This is a genomic window from Rhizobium sp. TH2, from assembly GCF_024707525.1.
Classification (GTDB): Bacteria; Pseudomonadota; Alphaproteobacteria; order Rhizobiales; family Rhizobiaceae; genus Rhizobium_E.
This window is the reverse complement of record NZ_CP062231.1, coordinates 3,634,744-3,657,615: the sequence shown is the minus strand read 5'-3', so window position 1 is coordinate 3,657,615 and position 22,872 is coordinate 3,634,744. Positions and strand designations below refer to the sequence as shown.

Sequence of the window (22,872 nt, the reverse complement as noted above, 5' to 3'; positions counted from 1 at the left end):
CAATCTGCTTTAGAAGACGGAGCGGACATTGCCCTCGAGCTTCTTGGCGAGCGCCTCGTCGGCTGCCGCGATGAAGTAGCTCGTCGCATCCTTCTGGCCGCCGATCACCGTGAAGCCGTCCTGTGCGGGTGCCGCGCCAGAGATGTTCTCGTTCTTCATGAAGTAGACCGCCACGGATTTGCCCGCGCCGTCTTCATAGAAGAGCGCGCCGGTGGGCTGGCCCACGACTTCGACGAACTTGCCGCCACGCAGCTTGTAGCCCTCCGCCGACAGATCCGGCACGGCGAATTTCACCGACGTGACCGCTTCGAGGTAACCGACCAGCTCGCTTTCCTGCGCCGCAGGAACCTCGTCGGCATGGACCGTGTCGGCCGCATAGACCTTGTGGGCGCTCGCGACTTCCGCCAGTGCGACATCGGCCTTGGTAATGCTGCGCGTCGAAACCGGCTTTATCTCGCTATCGGCTTCGGGAGCTGGGAGTTCGAAGGTCAGGTTGCCCATGCCGCGGGTTTTGACTTCGCCGCCGGGCGCTTCGATATTCGATGTCTCGGATACCAGTTCCGGAAGATCGCCGGGAACGCGGTTCTCGGCCACATAGTAGCCGGCATAGGCACCGGCGAAGAGCAGCATCACGGATGCGGCGATCGCCTGCGGAATGAACCGCATGAAGGACGCGACGTTGTTATTCGCTGCCTGGCGCACGGGCGCCGGCTTGGCCTCGATGGCCTTGATCTTGCGGACGAGGTCGAGCGGCACCGGGTCATGCAGCATTTCTTCGAATGCCTTGTTGCCGAAATCCGAACCCATCTTCAATGTTTCGTAGACGCCACGCGCATCATCATTCGAAGCGATCAGCGCTTCGAGCTCGCGTGCATCTTCTTCGCCGACCTGCCCGTCGATAAAGGCAGACAGCCTGACTTCCAAAGGAAGTTCCTTGAAATTCTCCATGCTCATGCCCTCGCTTCCTGTGTGCCGTTGACCATGGCGGCCAACCTCAAACGCGCGGTCGAAAGCCTGCTCATCACGGTGCCAATCGGAATGCCAAGGATGTCGGCGGCTTCCCTGTAGGAGTGCCCTTCGACATTGACGAGGAGAAATACGGAGGACAAGCCCTCCGGCATGGACAGGATCATCTGGTGCAACTGGCCGGCATAAATGGCTTTCTCGGCATTGGCTTCGACGATCAACTCGTCCTGCTCCGCCGCATCGACCGTACCGCCGCCGGTACGCACTTTCCGCTTCCTTATTTCGTCAACCCACAAATTCCTCGTCATGGCGTAGATCCAGCTTTCCAGTCGTCCTTCCCCGTTCCAAAGGTGGCTCCTGGTGATGGCCCGTTCGCAAGCTTCCTGCACCAGATCGTCTGCATCCGATGCATTCCGCGTGAGTGTCATGGAAAAGCGTCTCAGCTTTGGCAGCAAAGTCACCAGTTCACGGCTAATTTGATCTGCCTTGCCTTGGCTATTCATGACCCTCACACATGATGACGTGGTTTGTGGCGTGTTTATTCATTTGCTGTCGAAAATTCCCGTGAGCCCGGAAGGGGCTTCGAGCGGCCCATGGTATGAAACATTTTGGCTTTATTTCGCAAGGGCATAAAAGAAAATGGACGCGAAAGCTCGCGTCCACTTGTCTCTTGTTGTCCTTTTCCCACAGGTTTGCCTGCGAGTAAAGTGCCGGGTCAGTAGGTGCTGCCGGTCTTCAGCGCTTCGTAGAGCGCCTTGTAGGCGTAGGTGTCCTTGCCGCCGCGATCGCGGATCTCGACGAGCTGCACGCGCGCGCCTTCGATGTCGCCCTGAAGCACCAGGCCCTGGCCCATATAGGAGCGTGCGAGGAGGTAATTGCCGTCGAGCGCGATGGCCTTGCTGTAATAGGTCATGGCGACATCGACATTGCCCAGCTTGCGGTTGGTGTAGCCGTAATAGTTCAGGATGCGCGGATCGTTCTGGTTCTTGGCGCGCTTGAGCATATCGAGCGCCTCATCGTACTTTCCGGCATAGGCGTACTGACGCGCAAACAGATAGATCTGGTTGTCATTGAGCTGGCTCGATTTCTTTACGCATTTCTTCGTCGCGTTGTCATAGACCTGGCCTGCAGGGCATTTGTTGGCGTCGCCGCCGCCGCTGCTATCGCCATCGCTGCCGCCGCCGGCGGCGAAGACGGGTGCGGCAAATGCCAGCGAGGCGGTGGCCGCGAGTGCCAGCAGGGTGTTCTTCATCGTCAAGGTGGTCATGGGGGGCTCCTTAGTCCTTGAGTGTTATGAACCTGGGCCGGTCGCGGCCGAGAGGTTGACGAGAGGGTCATACGAAACCTTGAAATGCGCAACCTAAATGTTCGTGATGACCGTTCCAACTTTGGCCGGTTTATTTCAGGCAGCGCTTGCCTTGAGTTAATCAACCGATTAAATTGATACAGGGAGAACAGCATGGACAAGCCAGTATCCGGTGCCGATGTCACACGCATTGCCCTGATCGAAGCCGCCATCCGGCTTTTCGGCGAGCGCGGCTATGACGCCGTCTCGACCCGGGAGATCGCCGACCTGGCGGCCGCCAATATCGGATCGATCGCTTATCATTTCGGCGGCAAGCCGGGGCTCAGGTTGACCTGCGCTCAGCATGTGATCGGCAACATCTCCGCCACGGTGGGACCGGCCTTCCTCAAGCCGCTGCCGCCGCTCAGGCCGGATGAAGCGCTCGACATGATCGAGCGGATGATGAAGGTGTTCTGCAATTTCTGGCTGGTTAATCCCAACAGCGCGGTCTTCGTGAACTTCATCCTGCGCGAACTGCTGGTCAAGGGCGAGGTCTCGGAACTGTTCTACTGCAACTGGATGAAGCCGATGCATAAGCGGTTCTGCGAGCTTTTCGGCATCGCGACCGGCCGCGATCCGGAATCGCACGAGGTCAAGATCGCGGTGTTCTCCTTCATCGGCCAGGTCTTTCATTTCCGGGTCGGGCAGCCACTGATCATGCGGCGTCTGGATTGGGACGAACTCGGCGACAGGGAGGCCGACCACGTGGTCGAGGGACTGGTCAAGAATACACGCGCCATCGTTCTGGCCTACCGGAGTTTCCCATGATGGACCTGATTTGCGGATTGCCCCTGATCGCGGGCCTGTTTGCTTCCTGCGCGCCGGCGCCACCGCTGGCCACCGGCTATGTCGAGGGCGAATATGTGCTGCTGGCACCCGTCGAGGTCGGCCGTATCGAGGCATTGTCCAAGAAGCGCGGCGACCGCGTGACGAAGGGAGAGACCCTCGTCCAGATGGAGGGCGCGGATGCCGATATCGCAGTCCATGAGGCGCAGGCGGCGCTCGAACACGCCCAGGCCCAATTGGCAAATCTGAAAGAGGGCAAGAGGCGCGAGGAAATTGACGTGATCGAAGCGTCGCTACAGTCGGCCCGCGCCCAGGCCGCGGAAGCCAAGCGGGTCTTCGACCGTGAGACGGCTCTTGCCAAGCGGGGGATCAATGCCAAGGCCGATCTCGACCAAGCTTCGACTGGGTTGCTGCAGGCGGATGCGAAAGTCAGCGAGATGACCGCCAATCTTTCGGTGGCAAAGCTGGCGGCACGCCCGATGGAGATCGACGCGGCGGATGCGCTGGTCAAACAGGCCGAGGCCAAGCTTGCCGACGCGAAATGGCGGCTCGAACACAGGCGCCTGACCGTTCCCGAAAATGGCGTGGTCGAGGATGTCGTACGGCGAGTCGGCGAAGTGGCGGGGCCATCGCAGCCCGTGCTGTCGATCCTGCCCGACGGCGCGGTAAAGGTCCGGCTCTATGCGGCCGAGCAATATGTCTCGTCGCTCAAGCTCGGCACCTCGCTGGAAATCCGTTGTGACGGTTGCGCACCGGGGCTGAAGGCACAAATCACCTATATCTCGAACAGTCCCGAATTCACGCCGCCGGTCATCTATTCGCTCGAAAACCGGCAGAAGCTCGTCTACCTCATCGAGGCGCGGCCGGAGAGCGAGCAAAGCGTGCTGAAGCCCGGCCTGATCGTCGATGCGGTGCTCGGCAAATGAACGCCATCGAGGTGTATGGGCTGGTCAAGCGCTTCGGTGACAAGACGGTTGTCGACAACGTCTCCATGACAGTCGCGACCGGGGAGATCGCCGGCTTCCTCGGTCCCAACGGCTCGGGCAAAACGACGACCATCCGCATCATGTGCGGGCTGCTGACGCCGGATGCCGGGTCGGGAAATGTTCTCGGCTTCGATCTCCTGAAGGATAGCCTCCGGATCAAGCGCGAAGTCGGCTACATGACGCAGAAGTTCTCCTTCTACGAAGATCTCTCGATCGAGGAGAACCTGATGTTCGTCGCCCGGCTCTACGGGCTGAAGCCGGCGAAGGAGCATGTCGACCGGACGCTCGAAGACCTGGGGCTCGCGACACGCAGGGACCAGCTTGCCGGCAAGCTTTCCGGCGGCTGGAAGCAGAGGTTGGCACTCGCCGCCTGCATCATGCACAATCCGAAATTGCTTCTGCTCGATGAGCCTACAGCCGGCGTCGATCCGAAGGCGCGGCGCGAGTTCTGGGATGAAATTCACCGGCTTGCCGCACGCGGCCTCACCGTGCTGGTCTCGACGCATTACATGGATGAAGCCGAGCGCTGCCACCGCATCCACTACATTTCCTACGGCAAGCTGCTGGCAAGCGGCACGGTGCCCGAGGTCGTGGCCAATGCGGGCCTTAGCACATTCGTCATCGAGGGGGAGGGGCTCAACACGCTCGCCGATGAACTCGAGGGCAAGCCGGGCGTCGATCAGGTTGCCGCGTTCGGCACGGCGCTGCATGTCGTGGGCAAGGACCACCAGGCGCTGGAAGCAACGCTCGCGCCCTATCGCGAGAAGGCGGAGTTCAAGGTCACACCGGGCGAGACAAGCCTTGAAGACGTGTTCATCCAGTTCATGGCCGGCTCAAGGGATAATATGGGATGAACAGGCTCTTCTCGTTCTCCCGGCTCAGCGCGTTGCTGATCAAGGAATTCATCCAGATGCGGCGCGACCGCATCACGTTCGCCATGATGCTCGGCGTGCCGCTGATGCAACTGATCCTGTTCGGCTTTGCCATCAACAGTGATCCGAAAGGGCTGCCTGCGGCGCTCGTCACTTCGTCGTCGGATCACTATGTCCGGGCGATGGTGTCGGCGCTCGAACTTACGGGTTACTACCGATTCGTGTCGGTCGGTGACAGCGCCGAGAATGCCGAAGACCTGATCCAGGGCGGGCATGTGTCCTTCGTCGTGACCATTCCCTCCGATTTCGCGCGGCGCGTCGATCGGGGCGATCGGCCGCAGATCCTGATCGAGGCCGATGCCACCGATCCGTCGGTCGCATCGGGTGCGATATCGACGCTGTCGACCGTGGCGGCGCAGGCACTGCTCCGCGAACAGGGACAGGAGATCGAGGCGAACGATGCGCAGAAGCACGCGCTCGAGGTCGTCGTCCAGCGCCGCTACAATCCCGAGGGCATCACGCAGTATAACATTGTGCCCGGCCTGCTCGGCGTGATCCTGCAGATGACCATGGTGATGATGACATCGATGGCGCTGACGCGGGAGACCGAGCGCGGCACGATGGAAAACCTTCTGGCGATGCCGGCGAGCCCGTTCGAGATCATGATCGGCAAGATCGTTCCCTATCTGGTGGTCGGCGGCGTGCAGGCGTGGTGGTGCTGGTTGCAGCAAAGCTGCTGTTCGACGTGCCGTTCATGGGCTCATTGCCGCTGTTGCTGGCGGCGGTGCTGATCTTCGTGCTGTCGCTGGTGCTGCTCGGCTATACGATATCGAGCGTCGCCAAGTCGCAGATGCAGGCGATGCAGCTGACATTCTTCTTCTTCCTGCCTTCGATCCTGCTGTCAGGCTTCATGTTCCCGTTCCGCGGCATGCCGGAGTGGGCGCAGTGGCTCGGCGAACTGTTTCCGCTCACGCATTTCCTCCGCGTCATCCGCGCGGTGATGCTCAAGGGCGCCGACTGGCACATCATTGCCTTCGAGGTCTCGATGCTCGGCGTGTTCATTCTCGTCTATGCCGGACTGGCGCTGATGCGCTTCAAGCGGACGCTGGATTGATCAGCATGACGTCGTCATCGCGCACGAAGCTCGTCTTGTCCTCGGTGAGGCTGAAGCGCTCCTTGCGCAGCGACCAGTTGCCCCGCTCGCCATCGATATGGAACAGATTATAGGCCGATGGGGGCTTGCGCCCGCCGAACATCTGGCTGCCGGATGCGATGCCGACGACCGGGATCCTGCCGGTGCGGCCATGGAGCCAATAGGTGGTGTTGAGATGGGTGTGGCCGTGCAGAACGAGTTCGGCTCCATCCATGTGAACAGCCGCCGCAAAGCGTCTTATGCCGATCATCCGCTTGTAGTTCGGTGTGGCGCCCCGGATCGGCGGATGATGAATCATCACGACGCGGAAATAGCCGGCATCGCCGGTTTCCTTCAATATCCGTTCGAAGCGGCGCGCCTGGTTCGGTCCGAAAAAGCCCGACGCCATGAAAGGCGGCGTGGCGGTGGCGGTCGAAACGCCGATCAGTGCGACCTTGTCGCGGAGCTTGAGATAGGGAAAAATGTGGCCGTCGTCGCGCGGCGTGTCGCCGCTCATCCACGGCTTCCAAAGCCGCGCCGCATCGTCGAGCGCACCCGGCACATAAGCGTCATGATTGCCGGGTACCACGGACACCTCGGTCGCCCTCGGGAAGGCGCGCAGCCAGGTTGCTGCGGCATCGAGTTCGATATCGGCCGCGAGGTTGACGAGATCGCCTGTAATGGCGAGGTGGTTCGGCTTGGCTTTGACGATTTCGAGGAGAAGCAGTTCCAGCGTGTTGCCGAAAAGGTTCTTGCCCCTGTTGCGATGCCAGTTCACATAACCCGTAATGCGCTTCGACAGCAGTTCGAGGAAAGTCAGGTCAGGTAATGGTCCGAGATGAACGTCGGAGATATGCGCGAGTGTGAACATTGTCTCGTTGTATGGTGGCCGTGATGAAGGAGCAAGTGGCATGCAGGATGTAACGCCGCCGGAGATGAGCGCGTTCCGCTACCGCGTGCTCACGCGTGTCGCGCATTTCGTTTATTTCTTCATCAAGGGCATGACGATGGGGGTGCGTGCCGCCTGCTTCGACGACCAGGGCAGGATTTTCCTCGTGCGCCATTCCTACATTCCCGGCTGGCATATGCCGGGCGGCGGCGTCGAGCGCCGCGAGACAGTGCGCGAGGCGCTCGCCAAGGAACTGCGCGAGGAAGGCAATCTCGAACTCACCGCTCCGCCGCAACTCCTGCACATCTATTTCAATCGCCGGACCTCCAAGCGCGATCACGTCGTGTTTTTTCGGTGCGAGGTGCGGCAGACCGCTCCGAGGCTAAGGGATCGCGAGATCGTCGAGGCGGGGTTCTTTCCGCTCGATGCGCTTCCGGCTGGAACCACGTCGGCGACGTACCGCCGGCTCAAGGAATTGGCGGGCGAGGCCGCATTCGACGATCTCTGGTGAACCTATTTCAACGCTTTGGCGAGTTCCCCGATATGTTCGGGCGAGATGCCGCAGCAGCCGCCGACCATGTTGGCGCCGGCATCGACCCACTTCTTCGCCCAACCCAGATAGAGGGGCGGCGTGAGATCGGTGCGGATGTCGCTGATCGTTTCGTTGGCTTCGCCATCGTCGTCTTTATTGGCGAAGGCGTTGGCATAGACGCCGATCGCGAGATCGATATTGCCGGCGGTCGCGCGCGCTTCGCGGACCGCAGCTTCCATCACTTCCGGCTGGCTACAATTGAACAGCAGGGCCGACGCCCCGAGCGAGATCGCGTGGCGGGTCGCATCGGTAATTGTTTCGCCGGAACGCAGCGCCGGCTTTTCCGTGCCATTCAGGACGTCATGGGAGTGGTGATCGTCAAGCGTGAAGGACAGCCAGAGCGGCCGGGGGTCATCGCCGAGCAGTTCCTTTACCAGCGTGACCTCGGCCAGCGAACTTTGCGTTTCGGCGAGCCAGATGTCGGCATGAGGCGAGAGGCCCTTGATCAGCACTTCGAGGATCGGCCGCGCCGCTTCAACATCAAAGAGATCCGGGCGGTAGGAACCCATCACGGGCGGGAGCGAGCCCGCGACGCGGATGCCGAATTCGTCGGCGGTCGTGCGCGCTATGCGCCCGGCGAGATCAGCAAGGCGCAGGCCTTCCGTTTCGAAGCGCTCCTGGCCGATATGGAAAGGAACCACGGCATAGGAATTGGTGGTGATGACATCGGCGCCGTTCCGGGCGAAGGCGGCATGTGCCATCCCGACATGCTGCGGCGATTCGATCAGCGCCAGCGCCGACCATTCCGGCTGGCGGAAGGGTGCGCCGCTGCGCTCGAGTTCACGGCCCATGCCGCCATCCAAGATCGTTACCGTCATGCCCAGGCTCCCTTCTGATTGAGCCCGGCTTCTAGCTGTGTCAGGCCGCGAGATCAATGATCGGTCCGACCGGCACGATGCCGTTCGGGTTGATCGTCCTGTGACTCCGGTAATAGTGGTTTTTGATGTGGTCGAAGCTCACCGTCTCGGCGACGCCGGGCACATTGTAGAGTGTTTTGAGATAGGCTTGCAGATTGGGATAATCGACGATGCGCTTCTTGTTGCATTTGAAGTGCCCGACATAGACGGGGTCGAAGCGGACAAGCGTTGTGAATAGCCGCCAATCCGCTTCGGTCAGACGGTCACCGAACAGGAATTTCTTGCCAGCCAGCCGTGCTTCGAGCAGGTCGAGGGTCGCGAACAGCTTGTCGAAATTCTGCTCGTAGGCAGCCTGGCTGGTGGCGAAACCGCATTTGTAGACGCCGTTGTTGACCGTGTCGTAGATCAGCGCATTGAGCTCGTCGATTTCGGCGCGCTGCTCCTCGGGATAGAAATCCTGGTTGTTTCCGGTGATCCCATCGAAGGCGGAATTGAACATGCGGATGATCTCGGAGGACTCGTTGGAGACAACGGTGCCGGTCTGCTTGTCCCACAGCACCGGCACGGTGACGCGGCCGGAATAATTGGGATCGGCCTTGACGTAGACCTGATAGAGATAATCCAGGCCGAACAGCTGGTCGCCGGTGGCGGCGTCGGTTGCCTTGAACTCCCAGCCGTTCTCCAGCATCAGGAAATGCACGACCGAGACCGAGATGTGGTCTTCGAGGCCCTTCAGCTTGCGGAAGATCAGCGTGCGATGCGCCCAGGGGCAGGCGAGCGAGACATAGAGATGGTAGCGGCCGCTCTCGGCCTTGAAGCCGGCCTTGCCGGTAGGGCCCGCACTGCCATCAGCGGTAACGAAATTGCGGAACTGCGCGGCGGAGCGCACGAACTGGCCGCCCGTATCCTTTGTGTCGTACCAGGCATCTTTCCATTCGCCGTTGACCAGCAGTCCCATCGCGTCTCTCCATCTTCTTGTTCCGGCAATGTGGCGATCAAAATGCGCGATGACGAGAGGCAAAACTATGAACGCTGCGTTTTGGCTCTTGGCGGATTGAAAATTTCCTGCTATCGGCGCTTTCACACTCTTTAGAGATAGACCGACGGAATGACCCAGCTACGACGACCGCGATGAACTTCGTTACCGCCCGTGCGTGAACCGCGCGAGCCTTCATCGCACATTGTCGTCTCCGGGAACTGTCCTTTCCATGAAAAAGCATGATCTTGTCTATCTGACCGAAGATGCGTCGCATCACGACGCCATCGAACACATCAACGAAGAAGCTTTCGGCCCCGGCCGGTTCGCGCGCGCCGCCGCCCGCATCCGGGAGCAAGGGCCGCATGACCTGTCGCTGTCCTTCGTCTGCGCCGATCTCGGCGAGACGATCGCCTCGGTGCGCCTGACGCCGGTGCTCGCCGGCGGCGTGAAGGGCCATCTGTTGGGGCCGCTGGCGGTGCGGCCTTCGCATAAGAACATGGGCATCGGCCGCGAGCTCGTGCGGATCGCCGTGGAAGCGACGCGGCGCCACGGCTCCGAGGGCGTCATTCTTGTCGGCGACCCGCCCTATTACATGCCGCTCGGCTTCGAGAAGGTCACCTACAACGCGCTGAAGTTTCCGGCGCCGGTCGATCCCGGCCGCATCCTCGTTGTGCCGATGGCCGATGGGGTTCATGAGCGGCTGAAGGGTGAAATCAGGTGGTGGAATCCCGATCAGGAAGCCGCGATACCGGTCCGCGCTGTCGCCTGATCGCCTACCAGCGCAGGAGACGGCGGCCGGCGAAATAGCCTGCTGTCGTGACGATCGCGATTGCCAACGTGTACCATGTGGCGACGAAGAGCGGGCTGTCATCGGCGCAATGCCAGGCATACATGGCAGCGGCAATGCCGCCCGATGCGAGACCGGCCACGGCGCCCGAAAGACCGGGATTATCCGGCGCGCCATTGCGTAGCGCAATCATGAACGCGACGAGCGGTGCGAGTGCCAGTACCGGAATGAACATCACGCAGAAGCGGGCATTGTTGCCGATCATCCGGGTCCGCCAGCTATCGGCCGGCATCACAGTCATTTCCGCGATCACGGCTGCGGCAACCAGTGCCAGGGGCACCAGCAGAAGCAGGCCGCGTGTCTTCAGCGGTGCCGCAGGGCGACCGATCTGGAAGACCAGGCTCGATGCGGCAATCGCAAGCACCAGCGTCGCGCCGATCTTGAACAAGACGCGGGCAGTTTCCATCGCGTCCGCCATGTCGCGGCGCATGCCTATCGTCGAGATGAGCATGATTGCCGATATCGCGATGCCGGCCACCAGGGCATAGGCCACCATGCGTCCGAGCTTCGTGCGAACGGTCGCGTCTTCCGCCAACAGACCGATCAGATCATCAGTTTTCACGCTCGTTACTCCGGTATAGGGCAGCTAAGGTCTTCAAAGCGCGATGCAGCGACACGCGCACCGCACCTTCCGTCATTTTCAGCCTTTCGGCCGTTTCGCGAATGCCCGCGCCGTTCAGAGAGATCGAGCGGACGATGTCGCGTTGCGGATCGCCGAGACGTTCGAGAAGACGCGCGGCGTCGCGGAGGTCCATCGCCTCGGTCTCTTCGGCCGCTTCCAGCGTCTCGATCACATCCTCGATCGGCACGTTGATATGCCTGCCGCGGCGCCGAAGGCTATCGATCATCTTGTTGCGCACGATGGTCGACAGCCATGGTCCGATCGGGCGCAAGCTATCCCAGGTTCCGCGCTTCAGATGCACCGCCAGCAACACTTCCTGCACGACATCCTCTGCTTCGCTGGCCGGTGCGCGAAACTGCTCGCATCGTCGCTTGGCCAGGCCACGCAGGTGGGGCACGACGGCTTCAAGAAAGCGCTGATAGGCCTGCTTGTCGCCATCGATCGCCGCGCGCATCCACGCCGCCCATTGCTCTTCACGCGCCGAATGATTCACCCGACATTGCCCTCTACGGTCCGATACACGACTTTGTTACATCCCCGTGAAACGCGGGTGAAATGGGAGCACGTCTGCTCCCTTGCCGGCTGTGATAGCTCAAAAATCGGACGTCGGCTATGCGGTCCGATCCACGGTCTTGACCACTCCGGCACAATCATTCGGCCGTGCTGTAACAATCTCCACCGCTCCCTCGTAATCAACATGAAGGCCGGCTCGCGAGGCAGCCTTCGACACGTATTCAGATCCAGGAATCCTGGGGTCCGTCAATCACTTGCCGGCCGATGGAGAAACTGTGCCTAGGGGCAATGTCGCCCGAACACCGAGGAGATCATAATGTTGAAAATCACGCTCGCCGCCGCCGTTCTCGCCGGCGCACTCGCCATGTCCCCACTGGCTCACGCCATGACCATGAAATGCGACGAGGCAACCTTGATGAAAATGGACAAGGATATCGATGGCATGAAGGACATGGCGATGAAGGACAAGGCCATGAAGGAAATGACGATGGCCAAGGATTCGATGAAGATGAACAAGATGGACGACTGCGTGATGCACATGGACAATGCGCACAAGAGCATGATGTAAGTTCGCAGCCGCGAGGAGGAGGGGGGCCTCTCAGGCGGCCCTTCCTTCAAGTCAGGCGACTTTAGCGCCCCTCGCGCCACCAAGTCGAGCCGATCGCCAGTGCCAGCAGGCCCAGGCCCATGAAGCCGGCGAACAGCGGCAGCGACGTCACACCCTTCAATTCCGTTTCATCCGTCATGCGAATGACCATGCGATCGGGATCGCTGACGCGGACCTGGCCGCGTACGGTCAATATCTGCGGCAGCTCGACCGTTCCATTGCCCTGGTCGAGCCGGCGGACGATGCCGCGGCTATCCCTGGCCATCGGTGCCAGCTTCTCGGTGGTCGAAACCATCTGGCGGAATTCCGGTGCATCGACCGCGCCGACATGGACAAGCGTGGTAAAGTCGCCGTTCCTGACTTCGTAGAGGCCGGTCGCGGCGGTCTTGAAAGTCCCGGTGAAGCGGCCCGGCTCGGTCTCGGTAAGGGTCACCTCGCTCGTTTTGCCGTCCGGGGCTCTTACGGTTGCGGACGGGACATTTTTGCCGAGCGTCTGGCGGTTGATTTCGATGTCGCGTCCGCGCGAGTTCGCGGTCAGCGCCTCTTCCTCGAGCGCCGGTTCCTTCATCAGCCAGTGAGCGATGCGGCGGTAGAGATCGACATGCGGGCCACCGCCCTCGAAACCGCGCGCCCAGAGCCAGCCCTGGTCGGACAGCAGCATCGCGACGCGGCCCTCGCCATTGCGGTTGAGCACCAGCAGCGGCGACTTGTCGGGTCCATCCATGAGGATGTTGCCTTCGGGCGGATTGACCGTCACAGAACGGAACCAGCGGCCCCAATGTGGCGGCTCGCTATTGGCGCCCATCAGGCCGCGCGTGACCGGATGCCGGTTGCCGAGGTCCGAAAGACGCGGGAAGAAGGGCTTCTCGTTCATGCCGCCCGTCGGCATGGCCGGCAGCACCGTGGAGAGCGGCGTATAGGCGATCGATTCCGCGCCGGCATGTTCGGGGCCGGAGACGAGCAAGAGCGCGCCGCCTTCCTTCACGTACTGGGCGATGTTGTCGTAGTAGAGGATCGGCAACACGCCGCGATGCTGGTAGCGGTCGAAGATGATTAGATCGAAATCCTTGATCTTATCAACGAAGAGTTCGCGGGTGGGGAAGGCAATCAGCGACAGTTCGTTGATCGGCGTGCCGTCCTGCTTCTCGGGCGGCCGAAGGATGGTGAAGTGGATCAGGTCCACCGAGGCATCGGATTTCAACAGGTTGCGCCAGGCACGCTCGCCGGCATGCGGTTCGCCAGAGACCAGAAGCACGCGCAGGTTCTCGCGGATGCCGTCGATATTCTGAACCACGCGGTTGTTGATCGGGGTCACTTCGCCGGGAATTTCCGCGACCGCGATTTCGAGAATGTTGTTGCCGGCGCGAGGCAGCCTGAAGCGCGCCACGCGGTTCTCGCCGGGCGTCGCGTCCATGCGATTGGTCACCTCGCCATTGACGCGGATGGTGACTTCGGCCGGCGCGGACTGCGCCACGCCATCGTCCACGACGCGAAGCGTCAGCTCCTGCTCCTGGTCGACAAGGCCGAAGCGCGGTGCCTTGACGATCTCGATGCGGCGGTCGAACTCGTCGGGCTTGCCGGTGATCATGCCGTGTACCGGTGCGTCGATGCCGGACAGCTTGTTGTCGCGCGGAATGTCATGCACCTGGCCATCGGTGATCGAGATCACGGCGCCGATGCGGCTCGGCGGCACGTCCTCCAACTCGCTGGCAAGATTGGAGAACAGCATGGTCGAGGGCGTGTCGGAACCGGTGTCCCGGCCCGCATCGATGACGCGCGTCTCGATGCCGCTGAAGCGGCCGAGCGCCGTCTTTAACTGGTCGATCGCGGCGTCCGTCTGTGCCTTGCGGTCGCCGACGTCCTGGCTTTGGCTGCGGTCGGCGGCGATCGCGACGATCGTCGATAGTGGTTCGCGCTCCTCATTGAGGATGACGGGATTGATCAGCGCGCCGACGAGTAGTGCCAGCGCGATGGTGCGCAAGACCATGCCACGCTGGCGGCGATAGAGGCCGAGGCCGGCAAAAGCCACGGCTGCGAGCGCCAGCAAGGCAATGAGGGATAGTGACAGAAGCGGATCGAAGGTGATGCTCATCCTACTGCCCCAGTCTTTCGAGCAGCGCCGGCACATGCACCTGGTCGGCCTTGTAGTTGCCGGTCAGCATATACATCATGATGTTGACGCCGGTGCGGTAGGCCATTTCGCGCTGGTTCTCATCCGGCGGCACCAGTGGCAGCAGCGGCGCGCCGGCATCGTCGATCGCCCAGGCGCCGGCAAAATCATTGCCGGTGATCATGATCGGGGTTACGCCATCGCCCGCGCGTGCCGGACGGTTCGGATCGGCCTTGCTTGTCGAAGCCTCAACCCAGAGCGGGCTGCCGGCATAACGGCCGGGATAGGATTTGAGCAAGTAGAAGCTCTTGGTCAGAACGTGATCGGTTGGCACTGCCTCGAGCGGCGGAATATCGATATTGGCGAGAATGGCGCGGAGGCGCTCGGTGTTCGGGCTCACCGATCCGGTCGCCGAGATCGCCGAAAACTGGTCGCGGGTATCGAACAGCACGGTGCCGCCGGCACGCATATAGGCGTCGATCCGGCTGATCGCCTTTTCGCTCGGCATGCTGGCGGTTGACGAAATCGGCCAGTAGAGGATCGGGAAAACCGAGAGTTCGTCCTTTGCGATATCGACGCCGACCGGGTCGCCCGGTTCGAGCGTCGTGCGATAGTAGAGATAGTCGGTGAGGCCAGCGAGGCCGCGCTCGGATATGCGATCGACCTCGGCTTCGCCGGTGATCACGTAGCCGAGATGGGTCTTGTCGAGGCGGGCCATTAGCTGTTCGTCGCCGGGCCGGCTATCGTCGGCCCTTGCGTGGTCGGGCGCAATGCCTGCCAGACCAAATGCCAACAGTGCGGCAGCAGCGGTAGCACCCAGACGACGGGTGAAGGCGCCGCCAAGCAGAAGCATCGCGAATGTATCGGCAAGCGCCAGCATTACGGCGGCGGTCAGCAGCCACGGCTTGAGCGACATGCTGCCATCGCCGATGAAGCCCGATTCGGTGTAGGACAGATTATCCGGCAGGCGGATGGGCGACAGCGCGTCCTGGCTGTTGACCAGATTGAGCGCCTGGAAACCGTCTTCGCTGCCATAAAGGCCGGGTGGATTGGCGAAGCTGACGCGGGTCTGGCCGATCGCTTCGATCGGCTTTGCCAAGCCCTTCTCGGTCGTCAGCGTGCCCTTGGCGGTCAGCATCCTGAAGGGGGGAAGTATCATCTTCCCCTCGGCCGACGTGGTGGCCTGGGCGGCGGTGGAGGAGATTTGCACGATGCGGCGCAGCATTTCGACGAAATCGCCGGAGAGCGGCAGGTTCGACCAAGAGGACTCGGCGCTGACATGGAAGAGCACGATGCGGCCATTGCCAAGCTTCTTGGCGGTCACCAGCGGCGTGCCGTCGCGCAGGTTCGCCCATGTCATGCTCTGCAATTCGCTTGAAGGCTCGGCGAGAACCTGGCGATTGACCAGCACGCCTTCCGGCGCCTTTAGGCCATGGAACGGGCTCGTTTCGGGATAGACATCGAGCGGCTGCGGCGTAGCCCAGGACATCGAGCCGCCAAGCGCGCGCTCGCCTTCGCGAAGCGTCACGGGGATCAGGGGATCGTCGCCCGGCGCGGTGGCGAGCCGCGGTCCCGCGAAGCGGACGAGCGTGCCGCCACGTTCGATCCACTGCGCAAGCGCCTGTTCAGCGGCACCCGGCATGCGGCCGATATCGGCGAGCATGATCAGGGATGGACCTGTCTGGATCATCGCCGGGATCGAGGTTGCAAGATCGTTGCTTTCCGGCTGCGAAAGGTTGGCATAGGGCGAGAGCGCGCGGGTGATGTAATAGAGCGGCGACAGCAGCGGCTGGCTGCGGTCGCCCACTTCGCCCGAGATCAGCCCGACGCTGCGGCGCTTGAAGCTGTCGTCGAGCAGCCGCACCGCGCCGCCGGTTTCATAGCCGTCGATCGTCAGCCTAGCGAAGTCGTTGCGCAGTTCGAACGGCGCGTCGATCAGGCCTTCGGCAGAGCGCTCGCCCGGTTTGAAGACAATGTTGGTGTTGGCGAGGATATGGCCCTGCATGTCGCGGGCCGAAACAGTCAGGGTCTGCTCGCCCGCCGGGTCGAGCCGCGCGGCGGTGACGCTCATCTGGTCCGATGTGTTGGCGGCGGCTGTGAGTGCAACCGCATCGGGATTGTCTCGGCCGATGACGCGGAAATCGCTTGCACCCAGCGCTGCGAGGCCATCGAGGAACGGCTGGTCCTGCGTAGCGGCGACGCCATCGGTGATGAATGCGAGTGTCGAGGGCTTCGCATCGGTGAAGGCTGTGTTGAGGGCTGATATCACCGACCCACGGACGGCGGGAAGGGGTCTCGGCACGGATGCAGCGAGCCGCGTCAGCGCGTCGGAGGCACTTCCGAACGTGGCATCATGGGTTTCATCTGATGTGAAGACGAGGCTGACTGGCAGGTCCTTGTCGCGGGCTTCCTCGACCAGGAATTCGGCCGTAGCACGGCGGCGGTCGAAGGCCGGCGCGGATGCCCAGCTGTTGTCGAAGACGATCGCCAGCGGACCGCCGGACGATAGCGTCGCAGCATTCGGATTGAGCAACGGGCCGGCGAGCGCGATGATGATCACGCCCGCAAGAACGAGCCGGAGCAGGAGCAGCCACCAGGGGGTCGTCGCCGGTGTCTCCTCACGTTTTCCCAGCGCCAGCAGGATGCGGAAGGGCGGAAACACTTCCTTTTCGGGACGTGGCGGCGTCAGCCGCAGCAGCCACCAGATCAGCGGCAATGCGATGAGCGCGGTCAGGATCAGCGGCGTGGTGAATGCGAGTGCACCCATCAGCGGCTCCCTTCGGTGCGGCCGGGCTGACCCGAGAGATACATATGCACGGAGACGAGGGCCTCCGAAGCGGGGCGCCCGGTGTTGTGCGACACGAAATTCCAGCCGAGATGCCTCAATCCGTCCCGCAGGGATTCTCGACGAGCGAAATAGAGCTGGCGGTATTCGTCCTTGAGCAGTTCGGACCGGCCGGAGAGGAATTTCCTGCCGGTCGCCGGGTCGGAGAATTCCACCCGGCCAGCATAGGGGAAGCCTTCCTCCGCAGGGTCCGAGACCTCGACGACATGGCCGCGCAGGCCGCGTCGGGAGAGGGGTTGCAGCGTCGCGATGATGTCATCAGGCGGTTCGAGGAAATCGCCGAACAGCACGACATCGCTGGAACCCCGGATCATCCCGGTCGGCGGCAGGTCGGAGGAAATGTCCGCATGCATCAGCGCTGTCGCCAGCCGTTCGGCGGCGTTGCGGGCGGCGATCGGTTCCATCACACCCGGGCAGCCGATCCGTTCGCCGGAACGTGCCATAATCTCGGCGGTGGCGAGCATTAGAACAAGCGCGCGGCTTTCCTTGGAGACGAGGCCCAATTGGGACTTGTACATCATCGAGGGCGAAAGGCTGGCCCAGAGCCAGATCGTATGCGCGGCTTCCCATTCGCGGTCGCGGATATAGGTATGGTCGTCGCGCGCCGAGCGGCGCCAGTCGATACGCGACAGGCTGTCGCCATCCACGAAAGGCCGGAACTGCCAGAAGTTTTCGCCGATGCCCTTCTTCTTGCGGCCGTGCCAGCCTGATATCACCGTGTTGGCGATGCGCTTGGCCTCAACCAGACAATCGGGCAGCAGGCGCGCGCGTTCACGCGCCCGGAAAAGAGCGGCGTCCGGTGTCGTGGCAGGGACGGTCTGGCCAATGGGTGCCAATGTCGGGCTTGTCTTTCCTTTATCCGGCCTGTTAGCCGGCCCTGAGGGGAGCCACGAGTTTTGCGATCACTTCCTTCATCGTCACGCCATCGGCGCGCGCAGCAAAGGTCAGTGCCATGCGGTGCTGCAGGACAGGGCCTGCCAGTGCGATGACGTCATCGACGGATGGAGCGAAGCGGCCTTCATAGAGTGCGCGGGCACGAGCGGTCAGCATCAGGGCCTGGCCGGCGCGCGGTCCCGGTCCCCAGGCAACCTTCTGGTCGGCGAATTCATTGCCATTGCCGGGACGGGCCGAACGCACGAGCTTGAGGATCGCTTCGAGAACGCTTTCGGAAACCGGCATGCGGCGGATCAGGGTCTGGATCTGCTGCAGGCGCCTGGCGTCGATCATGCCCTGCACGGATTGTTCGCGGACACCGGTCGTTTCGAGCAGGATGCGTTTTTCAGCTTCGAGATCCGGATACTCGACGTCGATTTCAAGCAGGAAGCGGTCGAGCTGCGCTTCGGGCAGCGGGTAGGTGCCTTCCTGTTCGAGCGGGTTCTGGGTCGCCAGAACATGGAACGGTTGCGGCAGCGCGTAGGGCTGGCCGGTGATCGTCACATGATATTCCTGCATCGCCTGCAGCAGTGCCGACTGGGTGCGGGGGCTGGCGCGATTGATCTCGTCGGCCATCAGGAGTTCGGTGAAGACCGGTCCCTTGACGAAGCGGAAGCTGCGCTTGCCTGCGGCATCCTGGTCCATGACTTCCGAGCCGAGGATATCCGACGGCATCAGATCAGGCGTGAACTGGATGCGGCTGGTCGCGAGGCCGAGAACGGTGGCCAATGTGGCGACGAGCTTGGTCTTTGCGAGACCGGGGACGCCGACCAGAAGTGCGTGGCCACCTGACAGCACCGCGAGCAATGTCTGCTCTACCACGGCTTCCTGGCCGAAGATCGCCTTCGCGGTTTCAGTCTTGATGCGCGCGATATCCTCAAGTGCCTGCTCGGCTTCGGCTGCGACAGCTGCCTCGTCGATCGTGCCTTCCGCCGGTGTCATTGCACCCATGAAAACCTCCGGAAATAATAAGCCGCCGAACGAATCGGAATTTCAGCTTGTCTAAAGCCTCTTCTCAACCTTACAGGGGTATCCACAACAGACAAGCAGCTTTCCAATCAAGATTGCGTCACCCATATTGATGGTGATGAGGACAGAACAATGGCAGACGGCGAAATAAGTGCCCTAAGGGATGCCGGACAACTGGCGGCGTTGATCACGCGGGCGGCTGATGACACCAACAACAAGACCGGCTTGCCGCCCGTGGACCGCTGGAACCCACCGTTTTGCGGCGATATCGACATGGAAATCCGTGCCGACGGAACCTGGTTCTACATGGGCACGCCGATCGGCCGCCAGCCGCTGGTCCGCCTGTTTTCGACCGTGTTGCGGCAGGACGACGACGGCAAGACCTATCTCGTCACGCCGGTGGAAAAGGTGGGGATACGCGTGCAGGACGCACCGTTCCTCGCCGTGGAGATGGCGGCGAGCGGCGAGGGCGCCGATCAGGTTCTCACATTCCGGACAAATGTTGGTGATGTTGCGGAAGCCGGGCCGGATCACGCATTGCGGTTCGAGATTTATGGCGAAAACCACGAATTGAAGCCCTATCTTCATATCAGGGGCAATCTGGAGGCGCTTGTATCGCGACCGGTCATGTACGATCTGGTGGAACTGGGCGAGCAGGTCGAACTGGACGGCGTGATGATGTTCTGCATACGCTCGGGCGACAAGCTTTTCCCCATCATGGCCGCCGATGAGTTGGAAGCCCTTTCGATATGAGCATATTCACAGCGTCAGATTTTCGCCTCCGCGCCGAGAGGCATGCCGGCGGCAATGCCGAGGACTTTTTAGAATATGGCGACTATCGTCTAAACTCCCGGCTGCATCTCGGCCTCGAGGGCATGAAGCTCAGGGACGCCGCCGTGCTGGTCGGCATTGTCGAGGATGATGAGGCGCATGTCATCCTCACCAAGCGCACCGACGCGCTCAGAAAGCATTCCGGCCAGATCGCCTTTCCCGGCGGCCAACTCGATCCCGGCGAGAGCGCCGAGGTGGCAGCGGTGCGGGAGGCCGAGGAGGAGATCGGGCTCGCCAGGCACTTCGTCGATGTGATCGGCGCTTTGCCGGCGATACCTGTCCTGTCCGGCTTTCGCATCACGCCCGTTCTTGCGACGATCCGGACCGGCTTCACGTTGAACCCCAGTCCGGATGAGGTCGAGCATGTGTTCCAGGTGCCGCTCGCCTTTCTCATGAACCCTGGCAATCATGAGGAAGACGTCTGGAAGACGCGAGGCCTCAGTCACAAATTCTATGTGATGCCCTATGACGGCTGGCGCATCTGGGGCATTACCGCCGGGATCATCCGGTCGGTTTACGAAAGGCTATATGAATGACATCGGTCGCCGGCGAGGGCTGGTTCCAGGACCCGGGGCTCCAGCGTATACTCGCACTGCTCAACCGGGATGGTGGCGAAGCGCGCGTCGTGGGCGGTGCAGTGCGCAACAGCCTGATGGGCATTCCCGTATCCGACATGGATATCGCGACCAGCCTGTTGCCGCAGGATGTGCAGGCGCGCGCCGAAGCTGCCGGTATCAAATGCGTGCCGACCGGCATCAAGCACGGCACGGTGACGCTGGTGGTCAATGGCCATCCCTTCGAGGTGACCACGTTACGCCGGGATGTTGAAACGGACGGCCGTCACGCGCAGGTCGAATTCACGACCGACTGGCGTGCCGATGCCGAACGGCGCGACCTCACCATCAACGCACTCTATGCCGATCAGTCAGGCCTGGTGCACGACTACGCCGGCGGGCTGGAGGACATAGAGAAAGCCAATATCCGCTTCATCGGCGACGCCGCCGAGCGGATCGGGGAGGATCATCTCCGGATTCTCCGGTTCTTTCGCTTCTTCGCATATTACGGGCGCGGCCGGCCGGATGCTCAGGGCATCAAGGCGAGTGCTGTCGCCAAGGAGAAGATCAGGACGCTTTCGGCCGAACGGGTCTGGTCGGAGATGAAGAAGCTGCTTTCCGCCGCCGATCCGTTCCGGGCGCTGCTGTGGATGCGGACGGCGGGTGTGCTCACCGTGGTCCTGCCCGAGACTGAGAAGTGGGGCATCGACGCCGTGCCGGCCCTTGTTATTGCGGAAGGCAAGTTCGGCTGGGCGCCCGATCCGATGCTGAGGCTCGCCGCGATCGTGCCCCCGGATGGTGAGCGCCTGATGGCGATGGCGGATCGGCTGAAGCTGTCCACGGCAGAACGCTCCTACGTGAAGGCGTTTGCGGACCATCCCACGATACCTGATCCGATATCAGGGCCGCAATTCGACGCGATGCTCTATGCGAACGGAGCGCTCGGTGCAGAGGTGAATTTGAAGATTGCCCTTGCCAATGCGACCGCCAAGGCTGAAGGAAATGCGGAAGAGTTACCGCGCGTGGCGCGGCTCAATTCTCTTCTCGCCCAGGCCATGAAGTGGCAAAAGCCTGTCATGCCCGTGAAGGGCGCCGATCTTATCGAAGCTGGGTTCGAGGCAGGACCGCTGATCGGCGAAAAGCTCGCGACTCTCGAAAACCTGTGGGTTTCCTCGAATTTCAAGCTATCGAAGGATGAACTCCTGGCGAAGCTCAAGCATTAGCCTCGCCGGGAAACGTTCAGTTCCTCATGAAATCAGGCAGTGCCCAGCAGTCGAAGCAGGCAGAGCCTTGTTCGTCGCGCGCATGAGGTGAAAGATTGTCATTGTCGGCTTCGACCGGCTTCTGCCGCTCGAACCAGGAGATGCGCTCGATGAAACTCAAAGTCGAGGGATCGACGGCACTGCCGGTATCCAAAGCGGATGGGGCACCGTCACTAAATCTTTCCATGATCAACTCCTCCAGTTTCTCAGGAACTGGCGAATCATAACACGGTTTGCATTAGAAAGACACGATGGAGCTTGGTTTCACACTGTTTTGAACGCCATCGTGCTGCGGTACGTGCCTCATGGCCAGCGCACCACCGGAGGCAACGAAGACAGGATTGCCTCGACATTGCCTCCCGTCTTCAGGCCGAATGTCGTGCCCCGGTCGTAGAGGAGATTAAACTCGACATAGCGCCCGCGGCGAACCAATTGCTCATCGCGTTCGGCCTCGGTCCACGGCTGGTTAAAGCTACCGCGCACGATCTTGGGATAGACCAGCGCGAAGGCGCGGCCGACATCACGCGTGAAGGCGAAGTCGGCATCCCAACCGCCTTGTTCGGCAGGCGAATGCTGCCAATCGTAGAAAATGCCGCCGACGCCGCGTGGCTCATTGCGGTGCTTGAGGAAGAAATACTCGTCGCACCAGGCCTTGAATTTCGGGTAGTCGGCAACCGGATGGCGTGAGCAGGCGATCTCCAGCGCGCGATGAAATAGCAGCGTATCCGGATCCTGCTGGGTGCGACGTCTGTCGAGCACGGGGGTAAGGTCGGCGCCGCCGCCGAACCAGTGCGACGACGTGACCACCATGCGCGTGTTCATGTGCACGGCAGGCACGTTGGGATTGACGGGGTGGGCGATCAGCGAAATGCCTGATGCCCAGAAGCGCGGGTCTTCGTTCGCGCCGGGCATCTGGCCGCGGAATTCTGGCGAGAATTCGCCATGGACGGTGGATGTATGGATCGCAGCTTTTTCGAAGACGCGGCCTTCCAGTGTGGACATGGTGCCGCCGCCACCGCGACCCTCGTCCCGAAGCCATGGCTTCCTGACGAACTTTCCGGGCTGGAAATGAGCGAGTGGGCCAGCGAGCTCGTTCTCCAGCATTTCGAATTCCGCGCAGATCGCGTCGCGCAGGCTTTCGAACCAATGCCGGGCCTGCTCCTTCTTCGCCTCGATGTCCTGGGGCAAGCCTTTTGGTAGGTCCGGTCTTTCCATTTTTCCGTATTTTCCATCCGAAGTGATCCCGCGAGCCTGTTAGCAACTCAGCCCCGGCAGCGAAAGGGAAAATCAACCATGATGGCAAACAGTCGATGAGATGTTGGATTTTGCACGCCGCATTAAAAGTTTACTAAAAGATCGGGTCTAGACCGGGCAT

Annotated in this window: 23 protein-coding genes and 1 pseudogene; 10 read left to right on the top strand and 14 right to left on the bottom strand. The window is 61.6% G+C overall.

What is annotated here, in order from left to right:
• Positions 1–9: 9 nt before the first annotated feature.
• The 3 genes from IHQ71_RS18045 to IHQ71_RS18035 form a co-directional block, all read right to left on the bottom strand.
• On the bottom strand, positions 10–954 hold the full coding sequence (locus IHQ71_RS18045; protein WP_258157827.1) for an anti-sigma factor: 945 nt from the start codon (positions 952–954) through the stop codon (positions 10–12).
• Positions 951–1,469 carry an RNA polymerase sigma factor gene (locus IHQ71_RS18040; RefSeq protein WP_258157826.1) on the bottom strand — a complete coding sequence of 173 codons (519 nt, stop codon included), beginning with the start codon at positions 1,467–1,469 and terminating at the stop codon, positions 951–953. Before IHQ71_RS18040 ends, IHQ71_RS18045 begins: the two co-directional genes overlap by 4 nt.
• A gap of 212 nt (positions 1,470–1,681) precedes the next feature.
• The gene (locus IHQ71_RS18035; protein WP_258157825.1) at positions 1,682–2,233 is read right to left on the bottom strand and encodes a M48 family metallopeptidase; all 552 of its coding nucleotides are present in this window, start codon (positions 2,231–2,233) and stop codon (positions 1,682–1,684) included.
• Between the two features lie 192 nt (positions 2,234–2,425).
• Here IHQ71_RS18035 and IHQ71_RS18030 point away from each other — a divergent pair, with 192 nt between their 5' ends.
• The 4 genes and pseudogenes from IHQ71_RS18030 (at position 2,426) to IHQ71_RS18015 (ending at position 6,069) form a co-directional block, all read left to right on the top strand.
• Positions 2,426–3,079, top strand: a complete 654-nt coding sequence (locus IHQ71_RS18030; RefSeq protein ID WP_258157824.1) for a CerR family C-terminal domain-containing protein — start codon at positions 2,426–2,428, stop codon at positions 3,077–3,079.
• On the top strand, positions 3,076–4,023 hold the full coding sequence (locus tag IHQ71_RS18025) for an HlyD family efflux transporter periplasmic adaptor subunit (protein ID WP_308737851.1): 948 nt from the start codon (positions 3,076–3,078) through the stop codon (positions 4,021–4,023). Before IHQ71_RS18030 ends, IHQ71_RS18025 begins: the two co-directional genes overlap by 4 nt.
• Positions 4,020–4,937, top strand: coding sequence for an ABC transporter ATP-binding protein (locus tag IHQ71_RS18020; protein ID WP_258157823.1), 918 nt, complete (start codon positions 4,020–4,022; stop codon positions 4,935–4,937). The genes IHQ71_RS18025 and IHQ71_RS18020 overlap by 4 nt, the downstream gene beginning before the upstream one ends.
• Positions 4,934–6,069 (top strand): annotated as a pseudogene (locus tag IHQ71_RS18015) (ABC transporter permease). Before IHQ71_RS18020 ends, IHQ71_RS18015 begins: the two are co-directional and overlap by 4 nt.
• Here the strand turns inward: IHQ71_RS18015 and IHQ71_RS18010 are convergent.
• Positions 6,050–6,958, bottom strand: a complete 909-nt coding sequence (locus IHQ71_RS18010; RefSeq protein ID WP_258157822.1) for a metallophosphoesterase — start codon at positions 6,956–6,958, stop codon at positions 6,050–6,052. The pseudogene IHQ71_RS18015 and the gene IHQ71_RS18010 overlap by 20 nt on opposite strands.
• Positions 6,959–6,998: 40 nt before the next feature.
• On the opposite strand from IHQ71_RS18010, the gene IHQ71_RS18005 reads away from it, so the two are divergent.
• Complete coding sequence (locus tag IHQ71_RS18005) at positions 6,999–7,487, top strand: NUDIX domain-containing protein (RefSeq protein ID WP_258157821.1); 489 nt, start codon at positions 6,999–7,001, stop codon at positions 7,485–7,487.
• A gap of 2 nt (positions 7,488–7,489) precedes the next feature.
• Here the strand turns inward: IHQ71_RS18005 and IHQ71_RS18000 are convergent, their stop codons facing one another.
• Both IHQ71_RS18000 and IHQ71_RS17995 read right to left on the bottom strand, forming a co-directional pair.
• Positions 7,490–8,386 (bottom strand): homocysteine S-methyltransferase family protein, encoded by an 897-nt coding sequence (locus IHQ71_RS18000; RefSeq protein ID WP_258157820.1) that lies wholly within the window; start codon positions 8,384–8,386, stop codon positions 7,490–7,492.
• A 40-nt stretch (positions 8,387–8,426) separates the two neighbouring features.
• Complete coding sequence (locus tag IHQ71_RS17995; protein ID WP_258157819.1) at positions 8,427–9,383, bottom strand: glutathione S-transferase family protein; 957 nt, start codon at positions 9,381–9,383, stop codon at positions 8,427–8,429.
• Between the two features lie 250 nt (positions 9,384–9,633).
• On the opposite strand from IHQ71_RS17995, the gene IHQ71_RS17990 reads away from it, so the two are divergent.
• Positions 9,634–10,173, top strand: a complete 540-nt coding sequence (locus tag IHQ71_RS17990) for a GNAT family N-acetyltransferase (protein WP_258157818.1) — start codon at positions 9,634–9,636, stop codon at positions 10,171–10,173.
• 4 nt (positions 10,174–10,177) lie between these two features.
• On the opposite strand, the gene IHQ71_RS17985 is transcribed toward IHQ71_RS17990, so the two are convergent.
• Both IHQ71_RS17985 and IHQ71_RS17980 read right to left on the bottom strand, forming a co-directional pair.
• Entirely contained in the window at positions 10,178–10,813 is a 636-nt protein-coding gene (locus IHQ71_RS17985; RefSeq protein ID WP_258157817.1) for an NrsF family protein, read from the bottom strand.
• Entirely contained in the window at positions 10,803–11,366 is a 564-nt protein-coding gene (locus IHQ71_RS17980; RefSeq protein WP_258157816.1) for a sigma-70 family RNA polymerase sigma factor, read from the bottom strand. The genes IHQ71_RS17985 and IHQ71_RS17980 overlap by 11 nt, the downstream gene beginning before the upstream one ends.
• A 336-nt stretch (positions 11,367–11,702) precedes the next feature.
• Here IHQ71_RS17980 and IHQ71_RS17975 point away from each other — a divergent pair, with 336 nt between their 5' ends.
• On the top strand, positions 11,703–11,954 hold the full coding sequence (locus tag IHQ71_RS17975) for a hypothetical protein (RefSeq protein WP_258157815.1): 252 nt from the start codon (positions 11,703–11,705) through the stop codon (positions 11,952–11,954).
• A 61-nt stretch (positions 11,955–12,015) separates the two neighbouring features.
• On the opposite strand, the gene IHQ71_RS17970 is transcribed toward IHQ71_RS17975, so the two are convergent.
• Genes IHQ71_RS17970 through IHQ71_RS17955 form a run of 4 tightly spaced genes read right to left on the bottom strand, consistent with a single transcriptional unit; the run spans position 12,016 to position 18,832 of the window.
• The gene (locus IHQ71_RS17970; RefSeq protein ID WP_258157814.1) at positions 12,016–14,085 is read right to left on the bottom strand and encodes a hypothetical protein; all 2,070 of its coding nucleotides are present in this window, start codon (positions 14,083–14,085) and stop codon (positions 12,016–12,018) included.
• A 1-nt stretch (position 14,086) separates the two neighbouring features.
• A complete protein-coding gene (locus tag IHQ71_RS17965) occupies positions 14,087–16,870 on the bottom strand; it encodes a DUF4159 domain-containing protein (RefSeq protein ID WP_258157813.1) in 2,784 nt (927 codons plus the stop codon).
• Positions 16,870–17,784, bottom strand: coding sequence for a DUF58 domain-containing protein (locus IHQ71_RS17960; protein WP_258157812.1), 915 nt, complete (start codon positions 17,782–17,784; stop codon positions 16,870–16,872). The genes IHQ71_RS17965 and IHQ71_RS17960 overlap by 1 nt, the downstream gene beginning before the upstream one ends.
• Positions 17,785–17,815: 31 nt before the next feature.
• Positions 17,816–18,832, bottom strand: coding sequence for a MoxR family ATPase (locus IHQ71_RS17955; protein WP_258157811.1), 1,017 nt, complete (start codon positions 18,830–18,832; stop codon positions 17,816–17,818).
• Positions 18,833–18,982: 150 nt separating this feature from the next.
• Between IHQ71_RS17955 and IHQ71_RS17950 the strand changes: the two genes are divergently transcribed.
• Genes IHQ71_RS17950 through IHQ71_RS17940 form a run of 3 tightly spaced genes read left to right on the top strand, consistent with a single transcriptional unit; the run spans position 18,983 to position 21,458 of the window.
• Complete coding sequence (locus tag IHQ71_RS17950; RefSeq protein WP_258157810.1) at positions 18,983–19,603, top strand: DUF1285 domain-containing protein; 621 nt, start codon at positions 18,983–18,985, stop codon at positions 19,601–19,603.
• Entirely contained in the window at positions 19,600–20,217 is a 618-nt protein-coding gene (locus IHQ71_RS17945; RefSeq protein ID WP_258157809.1) for a CoA pyrophosphatase, read from the top strand. The genes IHQ71_RS17950 and IHQ71_RS17945 overlap by 4 nt, the downstream gene beginning before the upstream one ends.
• Entirely contained in the window at positions 20,214–21,458 is a 1,245-nt protein-coding gene (locus tag IHQ71_RS17940; RefSeq protein ID WP_258157808.1) for a CCA tRNA nucleotidyltransferase, read from the top strand. Before IHQ71_RS17945 ends, IHQ71_RS17940 begins: the two co-directional genes overlap by 4 nt.
• A gap of 16 nt (positions 21,459–21,474) precedes the next feature.
• Here IHQ71_RS17940 and IHQ71_RS17935 read toward each other — a convergent pair whose 3' ends face one another.
• Positions 21,475–21,684 (bottom strand): hypothetical protein, encoded by a 210-nt coding sequence (locus IHQ71_RS17935; protein ID WP_258157807.1) that lies wholly within the window; start codon positions 21,682–21,684, stop codon positions 21,475–21,477.
• Positions 21,685–21,800: 116 nt separating this feature from the next.
• Positions 21,801–22,712: an oxygen-dependent coproporphyrinogen oxidase gene (gene hemF / locus IHQ71_RS17930; protein ID WP_258157806.1), complete on the bottom strand. Its 912-nt coding sequence runs from the start codon at positions 22,710–22,712 to the stop codon at positions 21,801–21,803.
• Positions 22,713–22,872: the final 160 nt, after the last annotated feature.